The following is a 23236-nucleotide window of genomic DNA, read 5'->3' on the forward strand; positions in this document are numbered from 1 at the left end:
GCGATCGGCAGCCGCAGCAACCGTTTGTGGGGCGTCACCAACATAGGTTCGTTGCGAAGCGTGCGGTGGGCACCCTATCTGCGGCCAGGACGTTGGGCGCCCGTGGCGGCGTGCGTGCCGTGCCTTAATTTTGGCCATCCCGGGCGGCAGAGGGATGGCAGGCGTGATCGGGCAGTTTCCGGCCCGGTCCGTACCGGACCCTTTGCGGTCTTTGGTGGAGCGACGACGTAATGGTGCAGCCGCAATCGGCTTTCTCAGATTCAGGCAGCGTAGAGCGCCTTCAGGCGAAACGCCGCCCGGTGAAGCTGATCATCCAGATTCCATGCTTCAACGAAGCCGAACATCTCGGCCCCACGCTCGCCGACCTGCCACGCTCGATTCCCGGCGTGGACATCATCGAAACGCTGGTGATCAGCGACGGCAGCCGTGACGCAACCGTGGAAGTAGCTCGCGCCTGCGGCGTCGATCACATTGTCGACCTGCCGATCAACAAGGGGCTGGCCCACGGCTTCATGGCCGGGCTCGACCGGGCGCTGCGCGAAGGTGCGGACATCATCGTCAACACCGACGCCGACAACCAGTACCGCGCCGCCGACATCCACAAGCTGGTCCGCCCGATCCTGGACCGTGAGGCCGAGTTCGTGGTCGGCGACCGCCCCATCCCAGACATCGCCCACTTCTCGCGCCACAAGCGCGCGCTCCAGCATATCGGCAGCTGGGTGGTGCGGATGGCGTCGGGCACCAAGGTGGGCGACGCGCCCAGCGGCTTTCGCGCGCTGTCGCGCGAGGCGGCGCTGCGCATCAACACCTTCGACAGCTATACCTACACGCTCGAGACGATCGTCCATGCCGGGCTGTCGGACGTGCGCATCGTGTCGGTGCCGATCGGCGTCAACGGCGAGACGCGGCCCTCGCGGCTGGTGCGCTCGATCCCCGATTATGTCGCACGATCGGCCCGGTCGATCGTGCGTACCACCCTGATCTATCAACCCGCGCGCAGCTTCGTGCTGATGAGCATTCCGCTGGCGGTGCTGGGCACCATCCTGCTCGCGCGCTGGCTGTGGCTCTATGTCGACGGATCGCCGCGCGCGCATGTTCCCAGCCTCCTCGCGTCCGCCGGGCTGCTCCTCACCTGCGTGTTCCTGTGGATCGCGGCGGTGCTGGGCAAGCTGCTGGCGATCAACCGGCGGTTGTTGCAGGATATTCAGTACCGGCTGCGCAAGTTCGATGCGCAGTTGAACGAAGCGGATGACGAGCGCCGTTGATGCCCGACATGCTTTCGGCCCGCGACCGGCTGGCGCAGGCGGCGCTTGCCAGCCTGCCCCACATCCTGATGCAGCAGGACCGCAACCCTGCGAGCGCCACCAATGGCTGCTTCGACCGCGCCTACTGGCATTACCGCATCCTCGATTTCCCCTGTGGGATGAGCCAGGAATTCGTGCTGCCGCTCGCGCTCGCCTGGGCGCTGCCGATGCCGGGCAACCGCTGGCATGGCGAAGCGGCGGTGCGCGACTGGGTGGAAGCCGGCATCCGCTATGCCGCGCGCTCGGCGCATGCCGATGGGTCGTGCGACGATTACTACCCGCATGAACGCGCCGCGGGCGCCGCAGCCTTCTCGCTGTTCGCCTGCTTGGAAGCAGCGAAGATCGTCGGGCTCGAGGGCGATGCCGAGATCGAGGCGTTCTTCGCCAAGCGCGCCGGCTGGCTGGCGCACCACCAGGAAAGCGGGCGGCTGTCCAACCATGAAGCGCTAATCATCGCCTGCCTGGCGCGGATGAGCCAGCGCGATGCGGGACGCTGGAACGGCGCGCTGGCCGAGCGCGTCGCGCGGATCGCGTCGTGGCAGTCCGAAGAAGGCTGGTTCGACGAATATAGCGGCGCGGATCCGGGCTATCTGACGCTCACCATCGGCATGCTGGCCGATGCCGACGCGATCCGAGCGGACCTGAACCTCCAGCCGATGATCGATCGCGCGGTCGCCTTCCTCGCCACGATGATGCACCCCGACGGTACGCTCGGCGGTGAATATACCAGCCGCGCGACGGTGAACTTCTTCCCGCATGGACTGGAGATGATCGGCGCGCGCAACCCCCACGCGCTCGCCATCGCCGAGCGTGGCTATCGCCGGTTCGAGAGCGATGTCGGCCCGAGCCATGCCGACGACCGCATCGTCGGCCACCACGCCTGGAGCCGCATGCTCGCCTGGCGCGCCTGGCAGCCTGCTCGCCCCGCCCCGCTGCCGCTGCCCGAGAGCCTCACCGACCACGAGGCCGCGCAGATCCGCGTCCAGGCACGCGGCGACCTGCGGCTGTTCGCCGGCTGGAGCCGCGGCGCGGCGTTCCGGCTGTTCGATGGCGAGCAGCTGCTGCGCGCCGACACTGGCCCCACCCTGGCGCTCGCCGGCGGCAAAGTCGCGGTGTCGCACCTGCCCGGCATGCGCGTGGTCGAGCGCAGCGCCGACGCGATCGAAGTCGAAGGGCCGATGGCCTATGCCAAGACCGCGCGGCTTACCCCGGCCAAGTCGATCATACTCCGCCTGATGATGCTCACGGTCGGGCGCTGGTTCCCCGACCTGGTCCGCCGCATGCTCCAGGCGATCCTGGTCACCGGGCGCAAGGACGCGCCCTTCCACGCCAGCCGCCGCATTGCCTGGGAAGACGGCGCGCTGGTCGTCACCGACCGCATCACCCCGCGCGCCGGCTGGGACACCGTCCGCCTGGCCGGGATCGGCGGCTTTCAGGTGTCGATCACCACCATCATGGCGCGCGTCTGGGAGCCGGCACAGCTCCAGCCCTTCGACGACGTCACCGCGCAGGTGCGGGCGCTGTCGGGCAACACGCCGCTGGTCATCACCCGCCGTTACGAAAGCCGCGCATGAAGAAGCGCCTGATCGGCATCGCCGTCAGCCTGGTGCTGATCGCGATCCTCTGGTCCAGCGTCGACTTCGCCGCGATCGTCACCGCAGCGCGGCGTGCGGACCCGGTCTGGTTCTGGGCGGCGATCGCCATGGTCGTGCCGCTGACATTGGGAACGTCCGAGCGTTTCCGCGTGCTCGCCAATGGCAGCGTTGGTCTTGGCACGTCGATCCGGCTGATCCTGTCGGCCTCCACCCTCAACCTCGTGCTTCCTTCCAAGATGGGCGACATCGCCAAGGCCTGGGTGCTGCGCCGCCGCGACGGCATGAGCGACGCGCGCGCGCTCACCCTGGTGGTGTTCGAAAAGATGCTCGACATGATGAGCCTGCTGGCGATGGGCACGGTCGCGCTGCTGGTCGCGGGCATGGACTTTCCCGGCGCGTGGCTGGCGCTGCTCGTCGTCGCGGGCGGCGCCTTGACGCTGTTCTGCGTGACGCTGCCCGGGCTGATGGCGCGCCTGCCGCTGCGCCGGCTGCTCGGCAAGCGCCGGCTTCCGGCAAAGCTCGCCGCAGTAACAGGCGCCTGGGGCGACCTCACCCGCAGCTTCTGGGCCGATCGGCCCAAGGCGCTGGCGATACTGGGCGGATCGCTGCTGATCTGGGTCGGGCATCTGGTGCAGATCTGGCTGTTCGCCCGCGCCATCGCCCCCACCATCCCCTTCCCCGAAACCGCGACCTTCGGCACGCTGGCGATCCTGGCCGGGTTGCTGCCCTTCACCTTTGCCGGCGTCGGCACGCGCGACGCCGCCCTGGTGCTGCTGTTCGCCCCCTGGCTGAGCGGCGGCGAGGCGGCACTGCTCGGCGTGTTCGCAACCTTGCGCTACGTGCTACCCGCCATCGCCGGGCTGCCGTTCGTGGGTGACTATTGGAAGCAGCGGACCGTGCCCGCGCAATGACGCTGCGACTCCCTGCCCGGAGCGACACGGCAGGCTGGCGGCGCTGGTTCGCCGTTGCCATGCTCGGGATGTTGGCAGTGCTCGCCGCGCAGCTCTTCCTGCTGCCTTGGCTGGCGGGCATTGGCGATGTCGTGATCCAGGACGATGCGCGCCAGTTCCTCGCCTGGATGCCGCGCCTGATCGATCCCGATGCCTTGCGCGGCGATTGGATGGCGGACTTCTGGGCATCGGTCTCGCCCGCGGCCTACGGCACCCTCTACCGGATCGGCGCAGTCTTCGGCATTGCGCCCACGGACATGGCCCGGCTGTTGCCGGTGGCGCTGATGGGGCTTTCGGGCGTCGGCGCCTGGCGGCTGGCGCGGGCGATGTGCCCCGACGTCCGCGTCGCCTTCGTCGCGGCCGCATTCGTCATGGCGTATCTCACGAAGGAGGATTCGATCTTCTCGGCGACGCCGCGCGGTGTCGCGGTGCCGATCATCCTGTTCTTCCTCGACGCACTGGTGCGGCAGCGCTGGACGGCGCTGGCGGTCACGGCGGCGGCGCTGACCCTGGTCTATCCCGCGCCGGCCATCACGCTCTTCACGATGCTCGGACTGTCGCGGCTGCGGCACAAGGGCTTCCCGCCCTTGGCCGGCGGCTGGGGCGATGTGCTGCGGCTGGGCGCCGTCGGGCTGCTGATCGTCGGCATTGCGCTGCTGTTCCGCGAACAGGCCCAGGGCTGGGGCCCCGTGCTTACGCTCGAGGAGGCCAGGCGCATGCCCGCGCTGATGACGCCGGGCGCACGCAGCACCATCGTCAACGCGAACGGCCAGATCGACTATCTCTGCTCGATGCGGACCGGGTTCCTGCCGGAGATGGTCCGCTGCGGCCATGTTCCCTTTGCCTGGGCCGCCAACCTGCTCCTGCTGGTGCCGCTGCTGTGGCTCGGCTGGCGGGGCTTGCGCGACGGCGGACGCAATCGGATCTACGCCATCGCGGTCGCGGCGGCGCTGCTTTGGTTCGTCGCGGCATGGCTGGTCGCGTTCCGCCTGCACCTGCCCAGCCGCTACAGCCAGCGGGTGCTCTCCCTGCTGGAATGGCTTGCACTGGGGCAGGTCATTGGCACCGCGCTGGTGCGCACCCCGGGGACCTGGCCGTCGCGCATAGCGACAGGGTTCACCGCGCTGTGCCTGCTCGCGGCGTTCGCGACGCCCCTGCCCAAGCTAAAGGCCCCGTCGGACCGCCGCGTGATCGATCAGGCACGCATGCTGCCGCCGGGCGTTCGCATCGGCGGCGTGTCGGACGACCTGACCTTCATCCCCGCGCTGGCCGGGCGGGCAGTCACGGCGTCGAGCGAGCACGCCATCCCTTGGGAGACCGGCTATTACCGGCGTATCGCCAGCGGCATGGTCAACGATCTGGTGATCGTCTCCACCAGCGACCCCGGCGTGTTGAAAGCGGCGCTGGCCCGCTCCGGCGCGGACTATCTGCTGGTGTCGAACCTTGTGCTGAAGGATCGCGAAATCCCCCGCGATTACCGGCGCACCCTGCCGATCGAGGCCGAAGCGGCGGCCCGCAGCCTGGCGGCGCACCCGCCCCTGCTGGCGGAAATCGCCTCGCAATGCCGCGCGCCCGGAGCGGCGTTCATTCCGGTCCCCTGCCTGCTGGGCGTGCTAGCTGCGCAGCAAGTGGCCGACCAAGGCCACTAGCCCAAGGACGGCAATGAGCATCTGCGGCCCGCGCAGCCGGGCAAAGTGCGCGGGCGCGTCGCCGCTCCGCGCGGCGTGCCGGTCGAACACAATCACCAGCAGGTAGCCGAACGTCAGCAACGCCAGCGCCGCAACGGGCGCGTCGAAGCGGGCACACACCAGCGCCAGGCCTGCTGGAACGAAGTACAACAGCATGGCGATGATCGCGCGCGGCGTCGATGCGCCCGGCGCGCCAAAGCCATAACCGCGCCGCACGCCGGCGACGAACGCCAGGATGATCGCCGCCCAGATGATCGCCAGCTGCACCGCCATTTGCGGCCAGGGCGACGGCAGGGTCCATGCGCCGATCGCGGCAGCGGCGATGGGCAGCATCGGGCCAAAGCCGAACACGATGCTGGCGGTCGGGATGCGGGCGGAGTCGGGCTGCGATGGCATCGCGGGACAACGGGGGACGCGTGCAGTCGGTTGCCTTGCCCCTCCTTCGTCATCCCGGCCTTGAGCCGGGATCCCGCTTCTTTTTCTACCGGGGGCCAACAGAAGCGTCACCCCGGCTCAAGGCCGGGGTGACGGAAGGAAGTGCGCCCCGCACAACAACCCCTGCATCACCCTGCAATGGATCGGAACCCCGCCAGGGCCGTTCGTCCCAGCAAAAGAACGCCCGCCGACGGCGGTCAATCAACTGGAAACAAAGCCATATCCGGCTAAACCACCAGAGCACCGTTTGGGCGCGCAAACCGGAGTATCGCACATGGCAGACAGCATCATCGAAGGCGTGAAGGGCTATACCGGCGCCGCGGGTGGCTGGGGCGCGCTGCGCGCCGTGGCGATCGCCGTGCGCAACCAGATGGCGGACGCCAAGGCGCTGCTCTCGGTCAACCAGCCCGACGGCTTCGACTGCCCGGGCTGCGCCTGGCCCGATCCGCGCCACGGCTCCTCGTTCGAATTCTGCGAAAACGGCGCCAAGGCAGTGACCTGGGAAGCGACCGCCAAGCGCGTCGACCCCGAATTCTTCGCCCAGCACAGCGCCACCGAACTGTGGGGCTGGCACGACCATGATCTGGAAGGTGCTGGCCGCCTCACCCACCCGCTGCGCTACAATCCCGACACTGACCATTATGAAGTCATCAGCTATGACGAGGCGTTCCGCCTGGCCGGCGAAGCGCTCAACCGGCTCGACGATCCCGATCAGGCCGAATTCTATTGCTCGGGCCGGGCGTCCAACGAAGCGGCGTTCCTGTGGCAGCTCTATGCCCGCGCTTTCGGCACCAACAATTTCCCCGACTGCTCCAACATGTGCCACGAGGCGACCAGCATAGGGCTGCCTCAGTCGATCGGCGTCGGCAAAGGCACCGTGCTGCTGGAGGATTTCGAACAGGCCGACGCGATCTTCTGCATCGGCCATAATCCCGGCACCAATCACCCGCGCATGCTCTCATCGCTGCGCGATGCCGCCCGGCGTGGCGCGGCCATTGTCGTCGCCAACCCGATGAAGGAACGCGGGCTGGAACGCTTCCAGTCGCCCCAGCATGTCGGCGACATGATGCGCCGCAGCGGCGTGGCGCTGGCGTCCGCCTATCACCAGGTCCGCGTCGGCGGCGACATGGCCATGCTGAAGGGCATGATGAAGGCGCTGTTCGCGCTCGATGAGGCAGACCTTTCCGCCGGCGGCCCGGGCGTGCTCGACCGCGCCTTCATCGCCGAGCACACGACCGGCTTTGAAGCACTCGCCGCCGATATCGCCGCGACGCAGTGGGACGAGATCGAACGCCGCTCCGGCCTGCCCCGCGCGGAGATCGAGAGCATGGCCGACACCTATGCCAAGGCCGAACGTGTCATCATCTGCTATGGCATGGGCATCACCCAGCACCGCCATGGTACGCAGAATGTGCAGCAGATCGCCAATCTGCTCCTGCTGCGCGGGAATATCGGCAAGCCTGGCGCGGGCATCTGCCCCTTGCGCGGCCACAGCAACGTGCAGGGCGACCGCACCGTCGGCATCACCGAACTGCCGACCGAGGAATTCCTGCAACGGCTCGACGCTGCGTTCGGCATAGCCGCACCGCGTAAGCACGGGCACGGCGCCGTGGAAGCGTTCAAGGCGATGCTGGACGGCCGTTCGCGCGCGGTGCTTTCGCTCGGCGGCAACCTGGCGGTCGCCATGCCCGATCCCGCGGCCTGCTTCGCGGCCTATCGCAAGATGGACCTGGCGGTCAGCGTGGTCACCAAGTTCAACCGCACCTGCCTGTTGCGGGCCAAGGAAACGCTGGTCCTGCCTTGCCTCGGCCGCACTGAACAGGATGTCCAGGCGTCGGGCCCGCAATCGATCACCGTCGAGGACTCCATGTCGATGGTGCATGCCTCACGCGGCAAGCTGAAGCCGGTGTCCGACACCCTGCTCTCCGAACCCGCGATCGTCGCCGGCTTCGCCAAGGCGACGTTGCGCGGCACGGCGATCGACTGGGACGGCATGGTTGCCGATTATGACCGCATCCGCGACAAGATCGCCGAGGTGTTTCCCGACTTCGGCGACTATAACGCGCGGGTACGCGTGCCGCTGGGCTTCCGCCTGCCGATCGGTCCCTCCGACCGGATCTGGCCCACCCCCGACGGAAAGGCGCATTTCCTGGTGCATGCCGGCGCGGACGGCACCGGCGGCAATGCCGACAGCCGGCTGGTGCTCACCACCATCCGCAGCCACGACCAGTACAACACCACCATTTACGGCCATAACGACCGCTATCGCGGCATCACCGGACGGCGCGACGTGGTGTTCGCCAATGCCGACGATCTTGCCGAAGCTGGCATCAGCCACGGCGACCTTGTCGACGTGGTGGCAGGGCCAGACCGCGTGCTCGAACGCCAGGTCGCCGTCGCGCATGCCATCGCTCGCGGATCGGTGGCGGCCTATTACCCAGAGGCCAATCACCTGATCGCGCTCGACGACTGCGATCCCGTCAGCGGCACCCCGGCCTACAAGTCGGTGCCGATCACCCTGCGTCGCGCCGCCGCGCTCAGCCCCGAAGCGCCGCCATCGCGCTAGACAGCGCTGAGGCGGAGCGTCGCAGCGCTTCCTCCTCTTTCGCCGACAGCTGCGGCGAAAGCGTGCGGATGACGCCCGCCGCCCCGATCAGGCAGGGCAGGCTCAGATACAAGTCGCTGATGCCGTATTCACCCGCGGTACGGGTGGATACGGGCAGCACCACCCGTTCGTCGCGGCGTATTGCCTCGCATATCCGCACGATCGCGGTCGCCACGCCGAACGAGGTATACCCCTTGCCCTGGATGATCGTGTAGCCCGCGCGCATCACCGCGTCGGCGATCCCCTCGCGGTCCACGGTTGCGAAATCCTCCAGCGCCACCCCGCCGATGCGCACAGTGGAGAAAGCCGCCACTTCGCTGTCGCCATGTTCGCCCAGCACCGTCGCCTCGACCGCAGCCGGCGCGACGTCCAGCTGCTGCGCCAGCCGCTGGCGGAAGCGCGCGCTGTCCAGCAGCGTACCGGTCCCGATCACCCGCTGCGCAGGCAGCCCGCACGTCTCCTGCGCCACCTGCGCCATCAGGTCGACGGGATTGGAGGCGACCACCAGGATGCCGTCGAACCCCGCCTCCATGATCTGCCGCGCACAGCCCCGCACGATCTCCGCGCTCCGCCCGGCAACCGACAGCCGCGTCTCGTCGCCATGCGTCGCAGCACCCGCCGTGAGCACCACGACCCGCGCATCGCGTACCTCGCTATACTCCCCGCCCCGGATCCGGGCGGGCCGCGCCAGCGCGTTGGCGTCGGCGATGTCGATCGCCTCGGCCGCCGCGCGCCCGGAGGATGCGTCGATCAGCACGATGTCGGTGAACAGCCCGCGCAGCATCATGGCATAGGCGGCGGTGGCGCCGACATTGCCCGTCCCCACGATCACGACCTTGTCCGAAGCGATCGCCATCGCTCAGTCCAGTTCGCGCCGGATGATAAGCAACGTCGGATCATCCACCACCGGCACCGCCACGAACCCCATCTCGCGCTCCAGCGAGATCGCGCTGCGGTTCTGCCGGTCCTCGAGCGACTCCACCACCTGGTACCCCCGCTCCCGCGCCAGGCTCACCAGATGCTCCAGCAGGCTCCAGCCAATCCCCCGCGCCTTGTAGTCGGACCGGATCGTCACCGCCACTTCGCCCCGCCTTCCCTCGGCATCGCCCACCAGCAGCGCGGTCGCCAGCAACTCGCCCGCCTCGTTCAGCGCCAGCAGGCTGTCGGTATCCGGATCGGGCGCCGTCATCATCGCCAGCCGGTCCGCGCCCACTTCACGCACGCTGGTCAGGAAGCGGAAGCGCAGATCCTCGGGCGTGACGTGGTGGAAGAAATCGGCCAGCATCGGCGCGTCCTCCGCCTGCGCGCGCCGGACCTGCAGCGTGACGCCGCCGCGCGTGACGAGCTGGTGAGTATCGGTCATGGGGATTTCCTCCTCGGTCAGCAGATGCGTTCAGGCAGGTAGCATGGTTCCCGTTTCCATGTACCGCCGGTGCCAGGAGAGCGCCTCGCCCGGCAGCGACGGGGCATGCAGGCCATAGGCGCCACCCTGCGCCCGCGACGCATAGTCGGACAGCAGCGGCCGGTAATCGGGATGCGCGCAGCGCTCGATCACCAGCTTGGCGCGCTGGCGCGGCGACAGCCCGCGCAGGTCCGCCAGCCCCTGTTCGGTGACGATCACCTGCACGTCCTGCATGATGTGGTCGACATGGCTGGCCTGGGGCACGATCGCCGAGATCTTGCCCCCCTTCGCCGTCGAAGGCGTCATGAAGATCGAGACATAGGCGTTGCGCGCGAAATCGCCCGATCCGCCGATGCCGTTCTGGATGCGCGATCCCATCACCAGCGTGGAATTGACGTTGCCATAGATGTCGGCCTCGATCAGCCCGTTCATGGCGATGCAGCCCAGGCGGCGCACCAGCTCGGGATGGTTGCTCATCTCCTGCGGGCGCAGGATCATGCGGTCGCGATACGCGGCCATGTCGTTGTTCAGCCGCTCCGCCGCCAATGGACTCAGCGAAAAGGCCGTGGCCGACGCCATGCGCAGCTTGCCCGCATCCAGCAGGTCGAGCATCCCGTCCTGGATCACCTCGGTATAGGCCGTCATCGGATCGAACGGCGCGTCGACCAGTCCCGACAGCACCGCATTGGCGATGTTGCCCACCCCCGACTGGATGGGCAGCAGCGAGGCAGGCAGGCGCCCGCGCGCCACTTCATGCTTCAGGAAGTCGATAATGTGCCCGGCAATCGCCAGCGCGGTGCTGTCCGGCGCGGCAAAGGGCAGGTTGCGGTCGGGCGCGTCGGTCTCGACGATCGCCACCACCTTGTCGGGATCGCACGCCAGATAGGGGGTGCCGATCCGATCGTCGGGGCGCACCAGCGGGATCGGCACCCGATCGGGCGGCAGCCGCGTGCCGTAATAGATGTCGTGCATCCCCTCGAGCGCCGGGTTCTGCCAACGATTGACCTCCAGGATCACGCGGCGCGCACGGTCGAGCCAAGTCTTGTTGTTGCCGACCGAGGAGGACGGGATCAGCGATCCGTCCTCGCGGATGCCGGTCACTTCGATGATCGCGGTGTCCAGCGTGCCCAGCACCCCTTCCCACGCCATTGGCGCCACCTGGCTCAGATGCATGTCCAGGTAATCGATCTCGCCCCGGTTGATCTTCTCGCGCGCGACGGGATCGGAACTATAGGGCAGCCGCTGGGCGATCCCGTCCACGGCGGCCAGCGCGCCGTCCAGCTCCGGCCCGGTCGATGCGCCGGTCCACAGATTGACGCGGAACGGCTTGTCCCCGCTCCCCTGCGCCGCGATCCGCCGTGCCAGCGCCTGGGGCACCATCTTGGGATAGCCCGATCCGGTGAAGCCGCTGGTCGCGATGGTCTCGCCCGGCTGGATCAGCGCGGCGGCGCTGTCGGCGTCGGTGACGCGCGAACGAAGCGCTGCGCAGGCGATCCGGTCAGACATCTGGTTCTCCTTGTATCAAGTTCGCTCAGGGCACACGCGGCGGCATCAGGGAAATGGCCGGCAGCACGCTCTCGTTCCCCGTGGCCCTACCGCTTTGCGATTGCCGGCCTGTTTCACGCCGCGAGCAGCAGAAGGTCGCCGGATCAGCCGCGGGGCGTGGCGCGCCGCTGGCGCGGGTGCGCCGTCGCGGCACCGCCGGACTGCCGCGCCACCCAGGGATAGCGCGCCGCCACTTGCTCGGTATAGCCCAGGTTGAAGACGGTGGCGCTCTTCAACGGCCGCTCGGCGCGCGTGTAGAGCGTCCCGAACAGGCGATCCCACACGAAGTTCGTGATGCCGAAATTGCCGTCCTCGTCGTGGAAATGATGCTCCATGTGGCGCACCTTCATGGTCGCCAGCCACTTCGCCCGCGGCTTGTAGGACAGGTGCTGGATGCAGTGAAAGAACTCATAGAAACAGGTGCATAGCAGCCCTGCCGCAAACCCTGCCGCCGCACCGCCCAGCCCGCCGATCCAGTAACCCGGCAGCGCCGACACGAGCAGCAGCGTCGGCAGCGTGGTGTAGAGCGCACCGAACAGCACCTCCAGATGATTGGGGTCGCGGTGGTGATCGTAATGGATCCGCTTCCACACGCCCGCCAGTGCCGGAACCTTGAACATCCAGTGACAGTGCAGCACCCAGCGATGCAGCACATACCACACCAGCGGATAGGCGATCAGCACCAGCGCGACCGTCGCCACGGTCGCCGGCAATGTGGCCGGATGCCAGGCGAAGACCGCTACCGATCCTACGGCCAGCGCCAGGTAGGCCAGGATGGCGTAGTGCTGGAAATAGGCGACCACCAGCTCGCGCAGCGTCATCCGGTCCAGATGATGCGACCGCCTCCAGAAAGCGCCGCCAGCCCCATTCTTCACCACAACCTCCATTTGCTCGATGCCCCCGGGCTGTAAAGCGCGCCGCCCCGGCAGCATTGACGCCCGTCAAAGCGCAGCGCCGGCGCGGCGCTCCCCCTACTTCAGGTTCAATCGACAAGCAGCTTTCCCCTCCCTGGAAGGGAGGGGTTAGGGGTGGGTCGGAAAAGGACGGGCTCGATGCCCGGCCTTTTCCCCTTCTTCCAAACAGCGCGCCAGGCTCGCTGCGCTCGCCCCCACCCCCAGCCCCTCCCTTGCAGGGAGGGGAGCTCGAAACGCTGAATGTGGGCAGCCTGGTGCCTCCCCTCACGAAAGGTTCGACACAGATGGTCCCTACAGCCGCAGGCCCAGCCCGACCCCGAACACCAGCGGATCCAGGTGCAGCTTCACCGACTGCGTTCCCGCCGCAGTCGTGCGCAGCCGGGCAGTCGTGTCGATGTCGATATATTTGACGTCCAGGTTGAGGAACAGCTTGGGGCTCAGGTCCACGTCCACCCCGATCTGCCCGGCCCAGCCGACGCTGTCGTCCATGTGCACCCGGGTGCGCCCGACAGCGGCCTCCAGACCGCCCGACGCCTTCTCGTTCCAGAAAACCGTGTAGTTGATCCCTGCCCCCACATAGGGCCGCACCGCGCCCTTGGGGTTGAAGTGGTATTGCGCCGTCAGCGTCGGCGGCAGCACCCAGGTGGAGGCGAGCTTGCCGATCGACCCGGTGGTGCCGGAACGCCCGCTGGCGCTGTGCTTGGTGGTCGACGCGATCAGTTCGAAGCCGACATTGTCCGTCGCCATATAGGTGAGGTCCAGCTCGGGCATCGCACTGTTGTCGACGCTTGCCCGCTCACCCGGAAACGCCGGAAGAATGTCGCCCGACCGCTCGTTCGGCGCGACCAGGATGGCGCGGGCGCGCAGCAGGACGTCGCCGGCCTCGATCCCCGTGCGCCCGCTGTCCTGCGCGGTGGCCGGCATGGCGGCAAGCACTGCGCCAAGCCCGATCGCGGTCCCGCCGATCCGAAAGATGTTCATTGCCCCTTGCTCCTTTTCGCTGGGTTCGGGGAGCCGGCTAGGCGCGCGGCGGGGCCGCGGCTTTGATAAGGGCCAAGCCGATATTTGACGAAGATCAAAGAGCGCGGCGCCCGCTGCCTTCATCCAGGCTGCATGTGGACCTATCATGCCGACCTGCTCGCCCGTCCCGTGCCGCGCTACACCAGCTACCCCACGGCAGCAGAGTTCCATGACGCGGTCGGGCCCGAGGACATGGCGGCGGCGCTCGACCAGGTCGGGATGGACGACGCCGTGTCGCTCTACGTCCACATCCCCTATTGCCGGGACATCTGCTGGTATTGCGGCTGCAACACGGGCGCAGCCAATCGCGCCGCGCGGCTCCACGCCTATCTCGACCGGCTGGGCGAAGAGATCGATCTGGTAGCCGACCGGCTCGGCGCCCGCGGGCGGATCGGCCGCATCGCCTTTGGCGGCGGCAGCCCCAACGCGATCCCCCCCGCCGCCTTTGCTCGGCTGGTCAGCCAGCTGGTGCAGCGCTTCCGCTGCGACGACGTCGTGCTTTCGGCCGAGATTGACCCGCGCGGCTTCGACGCGGAATGGGCGGCCGTGCTTGCCGACACCGGCGTCACGCGCGCCAGCCTCGGCGTCCAGACCTTCGATCCGGCCGTGCAGGCGGCAATCGGGCGCGTTCAGCCGCATGCGGAGATCGTGCGCACCACCCAATTGCTGCGGCAGGCCGGTGTCACCTCGATCAACTTCGACCTGATGTACGGCCTGCCCGGGCAGGACGCGGCCATCCTCGCCGACACCCTGGCCGAAACCCTCGCGCTCGCCCCCGATCGGCTGGCGGTGTTCGGCTATGCCCATGTCCCTCACTTGATCCCGCGCCAGCGGCGGATCGATGCGACTGCCCTGCCCGATGCGCGGCAGCGCTTCGGGCAGGCCGCGCTCGCCCATCGCATGCTGACCGACGCGGGCTATCGTGGGGTCGGCTTCGACCATTTCGCGCGTCCGGACGACGCGCTCGCCCGCGCGGCAGAGGCGGGCACGCTGCGCCGCAATTTCCAGGGCTTCACCGAAGATCCTGCCGACATCCTGATCGGGCTGGGCGCCAGCGCCATCAGCCAGTTCCCTGACAGGCTGCTCCAGAACGAAAAGAACACCGGCCGCTATCACCTCGCCCTGAATCACCGCGGCTTCGCCACTGCGCGCGGGCTTCGCCGCAGTGCCGAGGATCGCGTCCGCGGCCGTGCCATCGAAGCGCTGCTGACGCGTGGCACGGCCGATCTCGGCAGCGTGCCGGGCCTGGGCACCGTGCGCGACCGCATCCATCCTTTCGAGCCTGCCGGGCTGGTCGCTTGGGAAGGAACAACGCTGTCGCTGATGCCCGACGCCCTGCCCTACGCCCGCGGCATCGCCGCGACGCTCGACACCTATCGCGATCAGGCGCCCAACCGGTTCAGCAATGCCGTGTGAGCCGCCTCGCTGCGCCGCGTGCAGCGCGCGCAGCGAAGGCTTGTGCGGCACCTTTTCCGGCGGAGAGATCACCGCGCTGTTCGCGATCGCCCGCCAGCGGCGCGCACCTGCGGGACAGGTGCTTCTATGGGCAGGCGAGCCGGCCAGCTTCTGCGCCACGCTCGTCACCGGCGTGCTCAAGATCGCCCGGCAGGATGCCGAAGGGCGTGAACAGATCGTCGGGCTGCTCTTTCCGGGGGACTTTGTCGGCGAGCCCTTTGCCGGCGCTTGCGTGGACTCGGTTGTCGCGCTGAGTGATGCCGATCTTTGCGTCTATCCGCGCGCCCCGCTTGAACACTTGCTGGAAGCGCATCCGCCTGCCACGCGCCTGCTGCTGCGGCGCGCGCTTTCGACGCTCACGGCCGCGCGGCGCTGGATTTTGACGCTCGGGCGGCGAAATGCGCGGCAAAAAGTGGCGTCTTTCCTCCTCGAAATGGCGACCCGCTCTACCCAGGGGGACCGCCTCGAACTCCCCTTGAGCCGCGGCGCGATGGGCGAGGCGCTGGGATTGACCATCGAAACCGTCAGCCGCCAGATGACCGCGCTCGTCCGCGCCCAAGTCATTGAATTGGCGGGACATCGCGGCGTTCGCCTGCTCAACCGCGCCCAATTGGCCACGCTTGCCACGCTTTAATTCCGCGTCGACAAGATAGTGGCCTCGCCTCTCGGACGCGGTATACCGCCCCCATGGCGCACACCGACCACTGCTCCGACTGCGCTGTGCGCGACCAAGCGCTTTGCGGCAGCCTCAACGACACCGAACTCCAGGCGCTCAACGTCCTCGGCCAGTCCCGCCATGTCGCCCGCGGCGAAAGCGTCGCCTGGGCCGGCGAGGACAGCGTGGTCTGCGCCAACCTGCTCTCCGGCGTGCTAAAGCTGGTCGCCTCCACCGCCGACGGGCGTGAGCAGATCGTGGGATTGCTCTATCCCGCCGATTTCGTCGGCCAGCCCTATGCCGAACAGGCCGACTTCACGATCACCGCGCTCACCGACGCCGAGCTTTGCGTCTTCCCCCGCGTGCCATTTGAGCGTGTGCTAGAGGACCACGCCCGCATGGAGCGCCTGCTGCTGCAGCGAACCTTGCAGGCGCTAAGCGATGCGCGCGGGCGCATGCTGACCCTCGCGCGCAAGTCGGCCGAAGAGAAGATCGCCGGCTTCCTGCTCGACATGGCCGCGCGGGCAGGATCGAGCGGTTGCCGGGGATCCGCGGGCGGCCCTGTCACCTTCGATCTTCCGCTCACGCGCGGGCAGATCGCCGATGTCCTGGGCCTCACCATCGAAACCGTAAGCCGGCAGATGACGAAGTTGAAAACAGCCGGGGTGATCGGCCTCCCCGGCGGTCGCTCGATCACGATCAGCGATCCCAAGGCGCTGGAGGTGCGCGCCGAGGCTGCGTGAGCGCTAGCTCCGCAAACCACGGCTGCACGACACTGGCACAGTGGCCCTGAGTTAGCGGACCGGACCTTCCATGCCGCCCGGCATCGGCATCATGTTCGTGTTCAGGTGGTACATCACCCAAACCGACCCGCCGATGGTGATCACGACGATGACGACCGTGAACAGGAAGGCGAGCAGGGTCCATCCACCCTCGGACCGGGTGTCGAGATGCAGGAAGCAGATCACGTGCACGACGATCTGCACCAGCGCCATCGCGAAAATCGTGCCAGCCAGCCAGCCAGGTGCCGGTTGCGCTCCCGACATCACAAGCCAGAATGGAATGACCGTCAGCAGGATCGAAAGCATCGTCCCGATGCGATAGCCGCGCCGGCTGCCAACCCCATGCGTATCGCCATGGCTGTGCAGGTCTGGATCGTGGGAGGGGGCGCTCAACGGATCACTCCATACAGATAAACGAAGGTGAAGACCCCGATCCAGATGATGTCGAGGAAGTGCCAGAACATCGACAGGCACATGAACCGGCGCTTCATCGGCAGGCTGAGGCCGTGCTTGCCCAGCTGCACGATCGTGACGACGATCCAGAGCAGACCCACGGTGACGTGGGCGCCATGGGTGCCCACCAGCGTGAAGAAGGCGGAAAGGAAGGCGCTGCGCTGCGGGGTCGCACCTTCGGCGATCAGGTGCGAGAACTCATAGAGCTCCACCCCGACGAACGCTGCGCCCAGAAGGCCCGTGATGGCCAGCCAGAACCGCGTCGGTCCGACCCGCCCCGCCTCCATGTGCGGAATGGCCTGACCAAAGGTAATGGAAGACGCGAGCAGCAAGGCGGTGTTCAGCGCGACCAGCGGGAGATCGAAGATCTCCCGCGGCACCGGGCCGCCGGCATAGCTGGTGCTCACCACACCATACATCGCGAACAAGGAGGCGAAGATGAGCGCGTCGCTCATCAGGTACATCCAGAACCCCAGGACCGTGGCGCCATTGCCGCCATGGTCATGGTCTTCTTCTTCGGCGAGGTGCCAGGTTACCGCGCGTGGATCGCTGGAAAGCGCGTGATCCGTCATTTCAGGCTCCTGCGGCAAGCTGGGTACGCTTGCCTTCCGTCTGCGCGATTTCCTCCGCGGGGATGAAATAATCGCGCTTGAAGTTGAAGGTGTGGCCGACTGCGACCACGACCAGGCCGAGGAAGCTCAAGGCCGCGAGCCACCACATGTACCAGACCATCGCAAAGCCGAGGACCAGCGCCAGACCGGACAAGATGACTCCTGCGCCGGTGTTGCGCGGCATGTGCACGGGCCGATACCCACCCTTGGGTCGCTCGTAGCCGCGCGATTTCATGTCGTACCAGGCATCCAGGTCGTGGATCACGGGCGTGAACGCGAAGTTGTAGGCCGGCGGCGGCGACGTGGTCGACCATTCGAGCGTCCGGCCATCCCACGGATCGCCAGTAAGGTCGGCGAGTTGGCGGCGCTTAACAATGCCCATCACGATGCTCATCACGAAGCCGAGTATGCCGACTAGGATGATCACGGCGCCGATCGCAGCGATCACGAAGTAGGGCTGCAGGGTCGGATCGTCGAAATGGTTCACGCGGCGCGTGGTGCCCATCAGCCCGACCACATAGATCGGCGTCCAGGCGACCCAATAGCCGATCACCCAACCCCAGAAGGCTACCTTGCCCCAGAACTCGTCCAGCTTGAAGCCGAAGGCCTTTGGGAACCAGTAAGTGATACCGGCGAAGAGCGCGAACACGACGCCGCCGATGATGACGTTGTGGAAGTGGGCAACGAGGAACAGCGAATTGTGGAGCACGAAGTCGGCAGGCGGGATGGCGAGTAGAACGCCCGTCATGCCACCGACGACGAAGGTCAGCATGAAGGCCACGACCCACTGCATCGGCAGTTCGAACCGGATGTCGCCCTTGTACATGGTGAACAGCCAGTTGAAGATCTTCGCGCCCGTGGGGATCGAGATCACCATGGTTGCGATACCGAAAAAGCTGTTCACGCTCGGCCCGGCACCCATCGTGAAGAAGTGGTGCAGCCAGACCAGATAGCTCAGGATCGTGATGACCACCGTGGCATAGACCATCGACGAATAGCCAAACAGCCGCTTGCCGGTGAAGGTGGAAGTGATTTCCGAATAGATGCCAAAGGCCGGGAGCACGAGAACATAGACTTCCGGGTGGCCCCAGATCCACACCATGTTCCAATACATCATCGGCGCACCGCCGAGTTCATTGGTGAAGAAGTTGGTGCCGACATAACGGTCGAGCATCAGAAGGAAGAAGGCGGCGGTGAGCGCCGGGAAGATCGCGATCGCCAGCACGTTGGAGCACAAGGCGGTCCAGCAGAACACCGGCATCTTCATCATGGTCATGCCGGGAGCACGCATCTTGATGATGGTTGCGACCATGTTGATCGCGGACAGGGTGGTACCCACCCCGGCGATCTGGAGGGACCATAGATAATAGTCGACGCCCGTGTCGGGGCTGTATTCCAGCCCGGCAAGCGGCGCATAGGACAGCCAGCCCGTGCGCGCGAACTCGCCCACGAACAGGGACATCATCACCAGCATCGCGCCGGCGGCCGTCAGCCAGAAGCTGAAATTGTTGAGGAAGGGGAAGGCGACGTCGCGCGCACCGATCTGGAGCGGCATGACGTAGTTGATGATCCCGACGATCAACGGGATCGCCACGAAGAAGATCATGATCGTGCCATGGGCCGTGAAGATCTGATCGTAATGGTGCGAGTTCAGATAGCCTTCATTGGGGCCAAAGGCGATCGCCTGCTGCAAACGCATCATGATGGCGTCGGCAAAGCCGCGAAGCAGCATGATGACGCCCAGGATGATGTACATGATGCCGATCTTCTTGTGATCGACGCTCGAGAACCACTCGGTCCAGAGATATCCCCACAGGCGGTAGCGAGTCACCGCCCCAAGAATGCCGACGCCCAGCAGGGCCACGACGATGAAAGTCCCGAGCACGATCGGCTCGTGGACCGGGAACGACTCCAGGGTCAGGCGCCCGAAGATCGTTTTTAGGAAGCTATGATCGGTCATGATGGTCCCGACGGCTGGGGATCAAACCCGGCCGGTGCGCGAAGCACCGGGGGCAAGGATAGGCGTGATGGCAGTCATGTCGCGGTTTCGCGGGTCGCCTGGTTTCAGCTGGCCCGGAGGCGCGGACTTTTGAGGCGCGGTATTGTGTGGGCCGGAGCCCCTTTCCTCCGGCGCTTTCTGCAAGGCCGGGGTTGGCTTGTCCCCGGTCAGCGGAGCGGCGCCTCGGCCCGGCGGCATTCCAGCACCCATGTGCGGGTCATGCGGGTTGCCCCCGCCTCGCAGCATGTCCTGGCGCATCACGTCGATCATGCACGGCTTGCCGGGTTCGACGCAGCGGTTCACGACGCGGTCGAACAGCTTGGGCTCGACAGAAGCGAAGCGCATCACCGGGACCTTCTCGCTCGGCTTGGCCAGGGCGATGTAGTTGGCAGACGTCAGCGCGCCACCGCTTCCCTTAACCCCGGCTACCCAGCGGTTGAAATCGTCGGGTGACACACCGCGCAGCTTGAAGCGCATGTGGGAATAGCCGCGCCCGGTATAATTGCCGGAATAGCCCCAGCTGTCGCCTGCCTTGTTAAGCACGGCGTTCAGCTCCGACCGCATGGTGGGCATGGCATAGATCATGCCGGCCAGCGTCGGAGCGTAAAAGGTGTTGAACTGGTCAGTCGACGTGATCGAGAAGCGCACCGGCACATCGACCGGCAGCGCCAGCTCGTTGACCGTCGCGATACCCAGGTCAGGGTAAACGAACAGCCACTTCCAATCCAATGCCACGACCTGGACGTTCAGCGGCTTCACTCCTGCAGGCACAGGCTTGCCTGGCGCGATCCGCTCCAGTGGCCTGAACGGATCGAGCAAGTGCGTGCTCGTCCAGGTCACGGCGCTGAGCGCAATGATGATGAGCAGCGGACAGGACCAGATCACCAGCTCCAGCGTGGTCGAGTGGTCGAAGTTGGGATCATAGGTCTTGTTGGTGTTGCCGCGCCTGTACTTCCAGGCGAACAATACCGTCAGAACCATCACAGGAATGATGATGAGCAGCATGATCCCTGTGGAGAACAGGATCAGGTTGCGTTGCTGAACGGCGATGTCGCCTGTCGGATTCATGACGACCATGTCGCATCCACCCAGGAATGCGAGCATGCTCAGAAATGGAAGGCGGGCCGCCCGACGGATGAGTTTCGGTCTGCGCATGTCCTGTCGCTAGCCCTCCCTTGCCTGTTCGACTTTGACTCAGATCAAAGGCATGCCGTTCTCCGGCAGCTACGGTTGAACCAAGAGGCGACAAGGCCGTTGCGGAGTCAATCCGCATTGTCGCTGCGCGCGAACGGAAGGAGACAAGACCGCATGGTGGCCACGACCCTGGGTACGGCGAGTTCGGCCCCATTGGAGCGCGACGCGCAGCTGATAAACGCACGCGAGCATCAGATCCGCCCGGGGGAGATCGCCGTCGGCGTGATCATCGGTCGTTCGTCCGAGTTTTTCGACTTCTTCGTCTATGCCATTGCGTCGGTGCTGGTCTTTCCGTCGCTGATCTTCCCATATGTGGATGCGCTGACTGGGACGCTCTACTCCTTCGCCATCTTCGCCCTCGCCTTTGTCGCTCGCCCGATCGGCGCCTTGCTGTTCATGATGATCGACCGGAAGCATGGGCGCGGCGTGAAGCTGACCATCGCTTTATTCCTCCTGGGCGGTTCCACTGCCGCGATGGCGTTCCTTCCCGGCTATGCCCAGGTGGGTAGCGCGGCCGCGGTGCTTCTCGCGCTGTTCCGGCTCGGACAAGGCTTCGCACAGGGCGGAACATGGGATGGGCTACCCTCCTTGCTCTCCTTGAACGCTCCGGCCGAGCGCCGCGGCTGGTTCGCGATGATCCCGCAACTGGGTGCGCCGATCGGGCTCATCGTCGCGACGGCAGTGTTCGCCTTCCTGCTGTACACGTTGAAGCCGGCCGATTTCCTTGATTGGGGGTGGCGGTATCCGTTCTTCGTCGCCTTCGTCATCAACGTGGTCGCTCTGTTCGCCCGCCTTCGCCTGATCTCGACGCCTGAGTTCAAGGAGTTGTTCGAGAGCCGGGAACTGCAGCCCTCGCCTTTGGGGTCGCTCATGCGGGAAGAAGGGCGCACGGTTATTCTCGGCGCGTTTGCGCCTCTGGCGAGCTTCGCGCTGTTTCACCTGGTGACGGTATTCCCGCTCTCCTGGGTGGTTCTCGCAGGCGAAAGCCCCACGCACTTCCTGATCATCGAACTGATCGGCGCCGCCGTCTGCCTCGTCGCGGTGATGCTTTCGGGCATCATTGCGGACCGCATCGGCCGGCGCACCTTGCTTGGTGTCTCCGCGGGGCTGATCGCCGCGTATAGCGGCTTCGCGCCTCAGCTTCTGGACAACGGACCCACCGGAGAATGGGTCTACATGCTCTCGGGCTTCATCCTGTTGGGCTTGTCCTTCGGACAATCCTCCGGTGCGGTGAACAGCAGCTTCTCGTCACACCATCGCTATACCGGGGCCGGCACCACGGCGACGGCCTCCTGGTTCATCGGCGCGGGCTTCGCGCCGCTCGCCGCGCTGTTTCTCGCGAGCAATTTCGGGCTGCTGTCCGTAGGCGTCTATCTCCTGTCGGGCGCAATCTGCACCTTGGCAGCACTGGGTCTCAACCGTGAGCTTGGCCGCAAGGCAGTTTGATCGATAGAGGACCGGTCCTTAACAGGACCTCGGAGCGGGTGGCCGGCACCTGATCGTTCTGGCCAACTTGTCCGCTCAGCTTCGATCACGCGATCGCGCCGCATGCGGAGCGCGACGCCGGTTTTCACGATAATGCGCGGCGAGTGGCTCCACAGCCACTCGCCCGGCGCCGTGGTCGCGCCGAGGCTCCATCAACCAGCCAGCACTGACGAGGGTAAGCACAGTTACCGTTGGTGGCGAAGAACTCACCGATCAGCATAATTCCGGCCAAGTGACATGCTGGTTCTCTTAGCCGACCGTCTGATCATGCCAGCGAGCAACTTGCCGTACGCTTCAGCCCTGCCACGCGTGAGATGGGCGCCTTCGAAGGCTTGATGGCAGAGACGTTCTCGACCACGGCAGCGCGCCCGCCGCGGCCCAACCCGGACCAGATGATGGCCGGCCTCGCGCCGCAGATCACCGACGCCCGGGCCGCCTTCTCACGAATCCGGAAGCGTGCGGGCGAATGACGCGTCGACCCGAACCGCGTCGGCATGGTCGGCTTCGCGGCCGGTGCGATGCTCACCATGGCGACTGCGATGGCCGGACAGATGGCAGGCCCGCCTTCATCGCCAAACATCTACGGCCCACTCGCCAGCGTCGCCGTGCCTGCCGACGCGCCGCCGCTCTTCGTTGCGCGGGCTGCCGATGACCCCTTCTTTGCCAAGAGGGGTCGGCCTGATCGACGCCTGGAAGGCTGCCAAGAAGCCCGTCGCGTTCCACCTCTACGAGCAGGGCGGACATGGCTTCGGCATGTCTCCGAAGCGACCGCCAACACGGGCTGGTTCGAAGCCTCTGAAAGCTGGATGACCATGCATGGCCGGATGCAGCCTGCCACGTAGCCAGGAAGCGTGGTAACTCGGGTGGCTGGCAGCAGCTTGCTGGCCGTGGATAGCTTGATCCTGATGTGTTGGCGATCCGAACACCCGCCCAGCAGGGGTCGTTCAGCGTCCTAACGAGCTACATCGCGGTGATAGCGGCCTACTGGGCCCGACGAGCACGTTTGCATGCCCTGGCCCGAACGCTAAAAAGCCCGCTAAGTCATGTGACTTGCGGGCTTTTTGTTGGTTGCGGGGACAGGATTTGAACCTGTGACCTTCAGGTTATGAGCCTGACGAGCTACCGGGCTGCTCCACCCCGCGAC

21 protein-coding genes and 1 tRNA gene are annotated in these 23236 nt (G+C 66.4%); 11 read left to right on the forward strand and 11 right to left on the reverse strand.

The features are described 5' to 3' along the window. Positions 1–299: 299 nt before the first annotated feature. The 4 genes from LQ953_RS03140 to LQ953_RS03155 are packed head-to-tail and all read left to right on the forward strand — an operon-like array spanning position 300 to position 5498. Positions 300–1265, forward strand: coding sequence for a glycosyltransferase family 2 protein (locus LQ953_RS03140; RefSeq protein WP_231029191.1), 966 nt, complete (start codon positions 300–302; stop codon positions 1263–1265). Next, the gene (locus LQ953_RS03145; protein WP_231029192.1) at positions 1265–2878 is read left to right on the forward strand and encodes a hypothetical protein; all 1614 of its coding nucleotides are present in this window, start codon (positions 1265–1267) and stop codon (positions 2876–2878) included. Before LQ953_RS03140 ends, LQ953_RS03145 begins: the two co-directional genes overlap by 1 nt. Next, the gene (locus LQ953_RS03150) at positions 2875–3810 is read left to right on the forward strand and encodes a lysylphosphatidylglycerol synthase transmembrane domain-containing protein (RefSeq protein WP_231029193.1); all 936 of its coding nucleotides are present in this window, start codon (positions 2875–2877) and stop codon (positions 3808–3810) included. Before LQ953_RS03145 ends, LQ953_RS03150 begins: the two co-directional genes overlap by 4 nt. Next, positions 3807–5498, forward strand: coding sequence for a hypothetical protein (locus tag LQ953_RS03155; protein ID WP_231029194.1), 1692 nt, complete (start codon positions 3807–3809; stop codon positions 5496–5498). The genes LQ953_RS03150 and LQ953_RS03155 overlap by 4 nt, the downstream gene beginning before the upstream one ends. Here LQ953_RS03155 and LQ953_RS03160 read toward each other — a convergent pair. Next, a complete protein-coding gene (locus tag LQ953_RS03160; protein WP_231029195.1) occupies positions 5463–5933 on the reverse strand; it encodes a DUF3429 domain-containing protein in 471 nt (156 codons plus the stop codon). The genes LQ953_RS03155 and LQ953_RS03160 overlap by 36 nt on opposite strands. A gap of 313 nt (positions 5934–6246) precedes the next feature. Between LQ953_RS03160 and LQ953_RS03165 the strand changes: the two genes are divergently transcribed. After that, positions 6247–8538 carry an FdhF/YdeP family oxidoreductase gene (locus LQ953_RS03165; RefSeq protein ID WP_269141222.1) on the forward strand — a complete coding sequence of 764 codons (2292 nt, stop codon included), beginning with the start codon at positions 6247–6249 and terminating at the stop codon, positions 8536–8538. Here LQ953_RS03165 and LQ953_RS03170 read toward each other — a convergent pair. The 5 genes from LQ953_RS03170 to LQ953_RS03190 all read right to left on the reverse strand — a co-directional run bounded on the left by LQ953_RS03170 (position 8510) and on the right by LQ953_RS03190 (position 13362). Next, positions 8510–9433, reverse strand: a complete 924-nt coding sequence (locus LQ953_RS03170; RefSeq protein ID WP_231029196.1) for an L-lactate dehydrogenase — start codon at positions 9431–9433, stop codon at positions 8510–8512. The genes LQ953_RS03165 and LQ953_RS03170 overlap by 29 nt on opposite strands. Positions 9434–9436: 3 nt before the next feature. Beyond that, on the reverse strand, positions 9437–9940 hold the full coding sequence (locus LQ953_RS03175) for a GNAT family N-acetyltransferase (RefSeq protein WP_231029197.1): 504 nt from the start codon (positions 9938–9940) through the stop codon (positions 9437–9439). 30 nt (positions 9941–9970) lie between these two features. After that, positions 9971–11485, reverse strand: a complete 1515-nt coding sequence (locus tag LQ953_RS03180) for an acetyl-CoA hydrolase/transferase family protein (RefSeq protein WP_231029198.1) — start codon at positions 11483–11485, stop codon at positions 9971–9973. Between the two features lie 143 nt (positions 11486–11628). Next, positions 11629–12411, reverse strand: coding sequence for a sterol desaturase family protein (locus LQ953_RS03185; RefSeq protein WP_443026532.1), 783 nt, complete (start codon positions 12409–12411; stop codon positions 11629–11631). A 318-nt stretch (positions 12412–12729) separates the two neighbouring features. Continuing rightward, entirely contained in the window at positions 12730–13362 is a 633-nt protein-coding gene (locus tag LQ953_RS03190; RefSeq protein WP_231029240.1) for an OmpW/AlkL family protein, read from the reverse strand. A gap of 189 nt (positions 13363–13551) precedes the next feature. Here LQ953_RS03190 and hemN point away from each other — a divergent pair, with 189 nt between their 5' ends. Genes hemN through LQ953_RS03205 form a run of 3 tightly spaced genes read left to right on the forward strand, consistent with a single transcriptional unit; the run spans position 13552 to position 16311 of the window. Continuing rightward, positions 13552–14874: an oxygen-independent coproporphyrinogen III oxidase gene (hemN, locus tag LQ953_RS03195; protein WP_231029241.1), complete on the forward strand. Its 1323-nt coding sequence runs from the start codon at positions 13552–13554 to the stop codon at positions 14872–14874. Further along, positions 14864–15547, forward strand: a complete 684-nt coding sequence (locus LQ953_RS03200; protein ID WP_231029199.1) for a Crp/Fnr family transcriptional regulator — start codon at positions 14864–14866, stop codon at positions 15545–15547. The genes hemN and LQ953_RS03200 overlap by 11 nt, the downstream gene beginning before the upstream one ends. A 53-nt stretch (positions 15548–15600) precedes the next feature. After that, positions 15601–16311 carry a Crp/Fnr family transcriptional regulator gene (locus LQ953_RS03205; protein WP_231029200.1) on the forward strand — a complete coding sequence of 237 codons (711 nt, stop codon included), beginning with the start codon at positions 15601–15603 and terminating at the stop codon, positions 16309–16311. 51 nt (positions 16312–16362) lie between these two features. Here the strand turns inward: LQ953_RS03205 and cyoD are convergent, their stop codons facing one another. From cyoD to cyoA, 4 genes are read right to left on the reverse strand one after another with little or no spacing between them, the layout of a single operon-like run. Then, positions 16363–16743 carry a cytochrome o ubiquinol oxidase subunit IV gene (gene cyoD, locus LQ953_RS03210; protein WP_231029201.1) on the reverse strand — a complete coding sequence of 127 codons (381 nt, stop codon included), beginning with the start codon at positions 16741–16743 and terminating at the stop codon, positions 16363–16365. Beyond that, entirely contained in the window at positions 16740–17375 is a 636-nt protein-coding gene (cyoC, locus tag LQ953_RS03215) for a cytochrome o ubiquinol oxidase subunit III (RefSeq protein WP_231029202.1), read from the reverse strand. The genes cyoD and cyoC overlap by 4 nt, the downstream gene beginning before the upstream one ends. A gap of 1 nt (position 17376) precedes the next feature. Further along, positions 17377–19374, reverse strand: a complete 1998-nt coding sequence (gene cyoB / locus LQ953_RS03220; protein WP_231029203.1) for a cytochrome o ubiquinol oxidase subunit I — start codon at positions 19372–19374, stop codon at positions 17377–17379. 21 nt (positions 19375–19395) lie between these two features. Then, positions 19396–20490: a ubiquinol oxidase subunit II gene (cyoA, locus tag LQ953_RS03225; protein WP_231029204.1), complete on the reverse strand. Its 1095-nt coding sequence runs from the start codon at positions 20488–20490 to the stop codon at positions 19396–19398. Positions 20491–20721: 231 nt separating this feature from the next. On the opposite strand from cyoA, the gene LQ953_RS03230 reads away from it, so the two are divergent. The 3 genes from LQ953_RS03230 (at position 20722) to LQ953_RS03235 (ending at position 22934) form a co-directional block, all read left to right on the forward strand. Then, positions 20722–22053: an MFS transporter gene (locus tag LQ953_RS03230; RefSeq protein ID WP_231029242.1), complete on the forward strand. Its 1332-nt coding sequence runs from the start codon at positions 20722–20724 to the stop codon at positions 22051–22053. A 374-nt stretch (positions 22054–22427) separates the two neighbouring features. Continuing rightward, positions 22428–22562, forward strand: a complete 135-nt coding sequence (locus LQ953_RS16155) for a hypothetical protein (RefSeq protein WP_269141223.1) — start codon at positions 22428–22430, stop codon at positions 22560–22562. Positions 22563–22586: 24 nt separating this feature from the next. Then, positions 22587–22934, forward strand: a complete 348-nt coding sequence (locus LQ953_RS03235) for a hypothetical protein (protein ID WP_231029205.1) — start codon at positions 22587–22589, stop codon at positions 22932–22934. A 223-nt stretch (positions 22935–23157) separates the two neighbouring features. On the opposite strand, the gene LQ953_RS03240 is transcribed toward LQ953_RS03235, so the two are convergent. Continuing rightward, a tRNA-Met gene (locus LQ953_RS03240) sits at positions 23158–23234 on the reverse strand. Between the last annotated feature and the right edge of the window lie 2 nt (positions 23235–23236).

The organism is Sphingomonas sp. IC-56, from assembly GCF_021043375.1.
GTDB lineage: Bacteria > Pseudomonadota > Alphaproteobacteria > Sphingomonadales > Sphingomonadaceae > Sphingomonas.

Excerpts from the sequence above, each read along its gene's own strand:
- LQ953_RS03145 (WP_231029192.1), top strand. The coding sequence starts at position 1,265 with ATGCCCGACATGCTTTCGGCCCGCGACCGGCTGGCGCAGGCGGCGCTT.
- LQ953_RS03150 (WP_231029193.1), top strand. The coding sequence starts at position 2,875 with ATGAAGAAGCGCCTGATCGGCATCGCCGTCAGCCTGGTGCTGATCGCG.
- LQ953_RS03155 (WP_231029194.1), top strand. The coding sequence starts at position 3,807 with ATGACGCTGCGACTCCCTGCCCGGAGCGACACGGCAGGCTGGCGGCGC.
- LQ953_RS03160 (WP_231029195.1), bottom strand. The coding sequence starts at position 5,933 with ATGCCATCGCAGCCCGACTCCGCCCGCATCCCGACCGCCAGCATCGTG.
- LQ953_RS03165 (WP_269141222.1), top strand. The coding sequence starts at position 6,247 with ATGGCAGACAGCATCATCGAAGGCGTGAAGGGCTATACCGGCGCCGCG.
- LQ953_RS03170 (WP_231029196.1), bottom strand. The coding sequence starts at position 9,433 with ATGGCGATCGCTTCGGACAAGGTCGTGATCGTGGGGACGGGCAATGTC.
- LQ953_RS03175 (WP_231029197.1), bottom strand. The coding sequence starts at position 9,940 with ATGACCGATACTCACCAGCTCGTCACGCGCGGCGGCGTCACGCTGCAG.
- LQ953_RS03180 (WP_231029198.1), bottom strand. The coding sequence starts at position 11,485 with ATGTCTGACCGGATCGCCTGCGCAGCGCTTCGTTCGCGCGTCACCGAC.
- LQ953_RS03185 (WP_443026532.1), bottom strand. The coding sequence starts at position 12,411 with ATGGAGGTTGTGGTGAAGAATGGGGCTGGCGGCGCTTTCTGGAGGCGG.
- LQ953_RS03190 (WP_231029240.1), bottom strand. The coding sequence starts at position 13,362 with ATGCCGGCCACCGCGCAGGACAGCGGGCGCACGGGGATCGAGGCCGGC.
- hemN (WP_231029241.1), top strand. The coding sequence starts at position 13,552 with ATGTGGACCTATCATGCCGACCTGCTCGCCCGTCCCGTGCCGCGCTAC.
- LQ953_RS03200 (WP_231029199.1), top strand. The coding sequence starts at position 14,864 with ATGCCGTGTGAGCCGCCTCGCTGCGCCGCGTGCAGCGCGCGCAGCGAA.
- LQ953_RS03205 (WP_231029200.1), top strand. The coding sequence starts at position 15,601 with ATGGCGCACACCGACCACTGCTCCGACTGCGCTGTGCGCGACCAAGCG.
- cyoC (WP_231029202.1), bottom strand. The coding sequence starts at position 17,375 with ATGACGGATCACGCGCTTTCCAGCGATCCACGCGCGGTAACCTGGCAC.
- cyoB (WP_231029203.1), bottom strand. The coding sequence starts at position 19,374 with ATGACCGATCATAGCTTCCTAAAAACGATCTTCGGGCGCCTGACCCTG.
- cyoA (WP_231029204.1), bottom strand. The coding sequence starts at position 20,490 with ATGGTCGTCATGAATCCGACAGGCGACATCGCCGTTCAGCAACGCAAC.
- LQ953_RS03230 (WP_231029242.1), top strand. The coding sequence starts at position 20,722 with ATGGTGGCCACGACCCTGGGTACGGCGAGTTCGGCCCCATTGGAGCGC.
- LQ953_RS16155 (WP_269141223.1), top strand. The coding sequence starts at position 22,428 with ATGGCAGAGACGTTCTCGACCACGGCAGCGCGCCCGCCGCGGCCCAAC.
- LQ953_RS03235 (WP_231029205.1), top strand. The coding sequence starts at position 22,587 with ATGGTCGGCTTCGCGGCCGGTGCGATGCTCACCATGGCGACTGCGATG.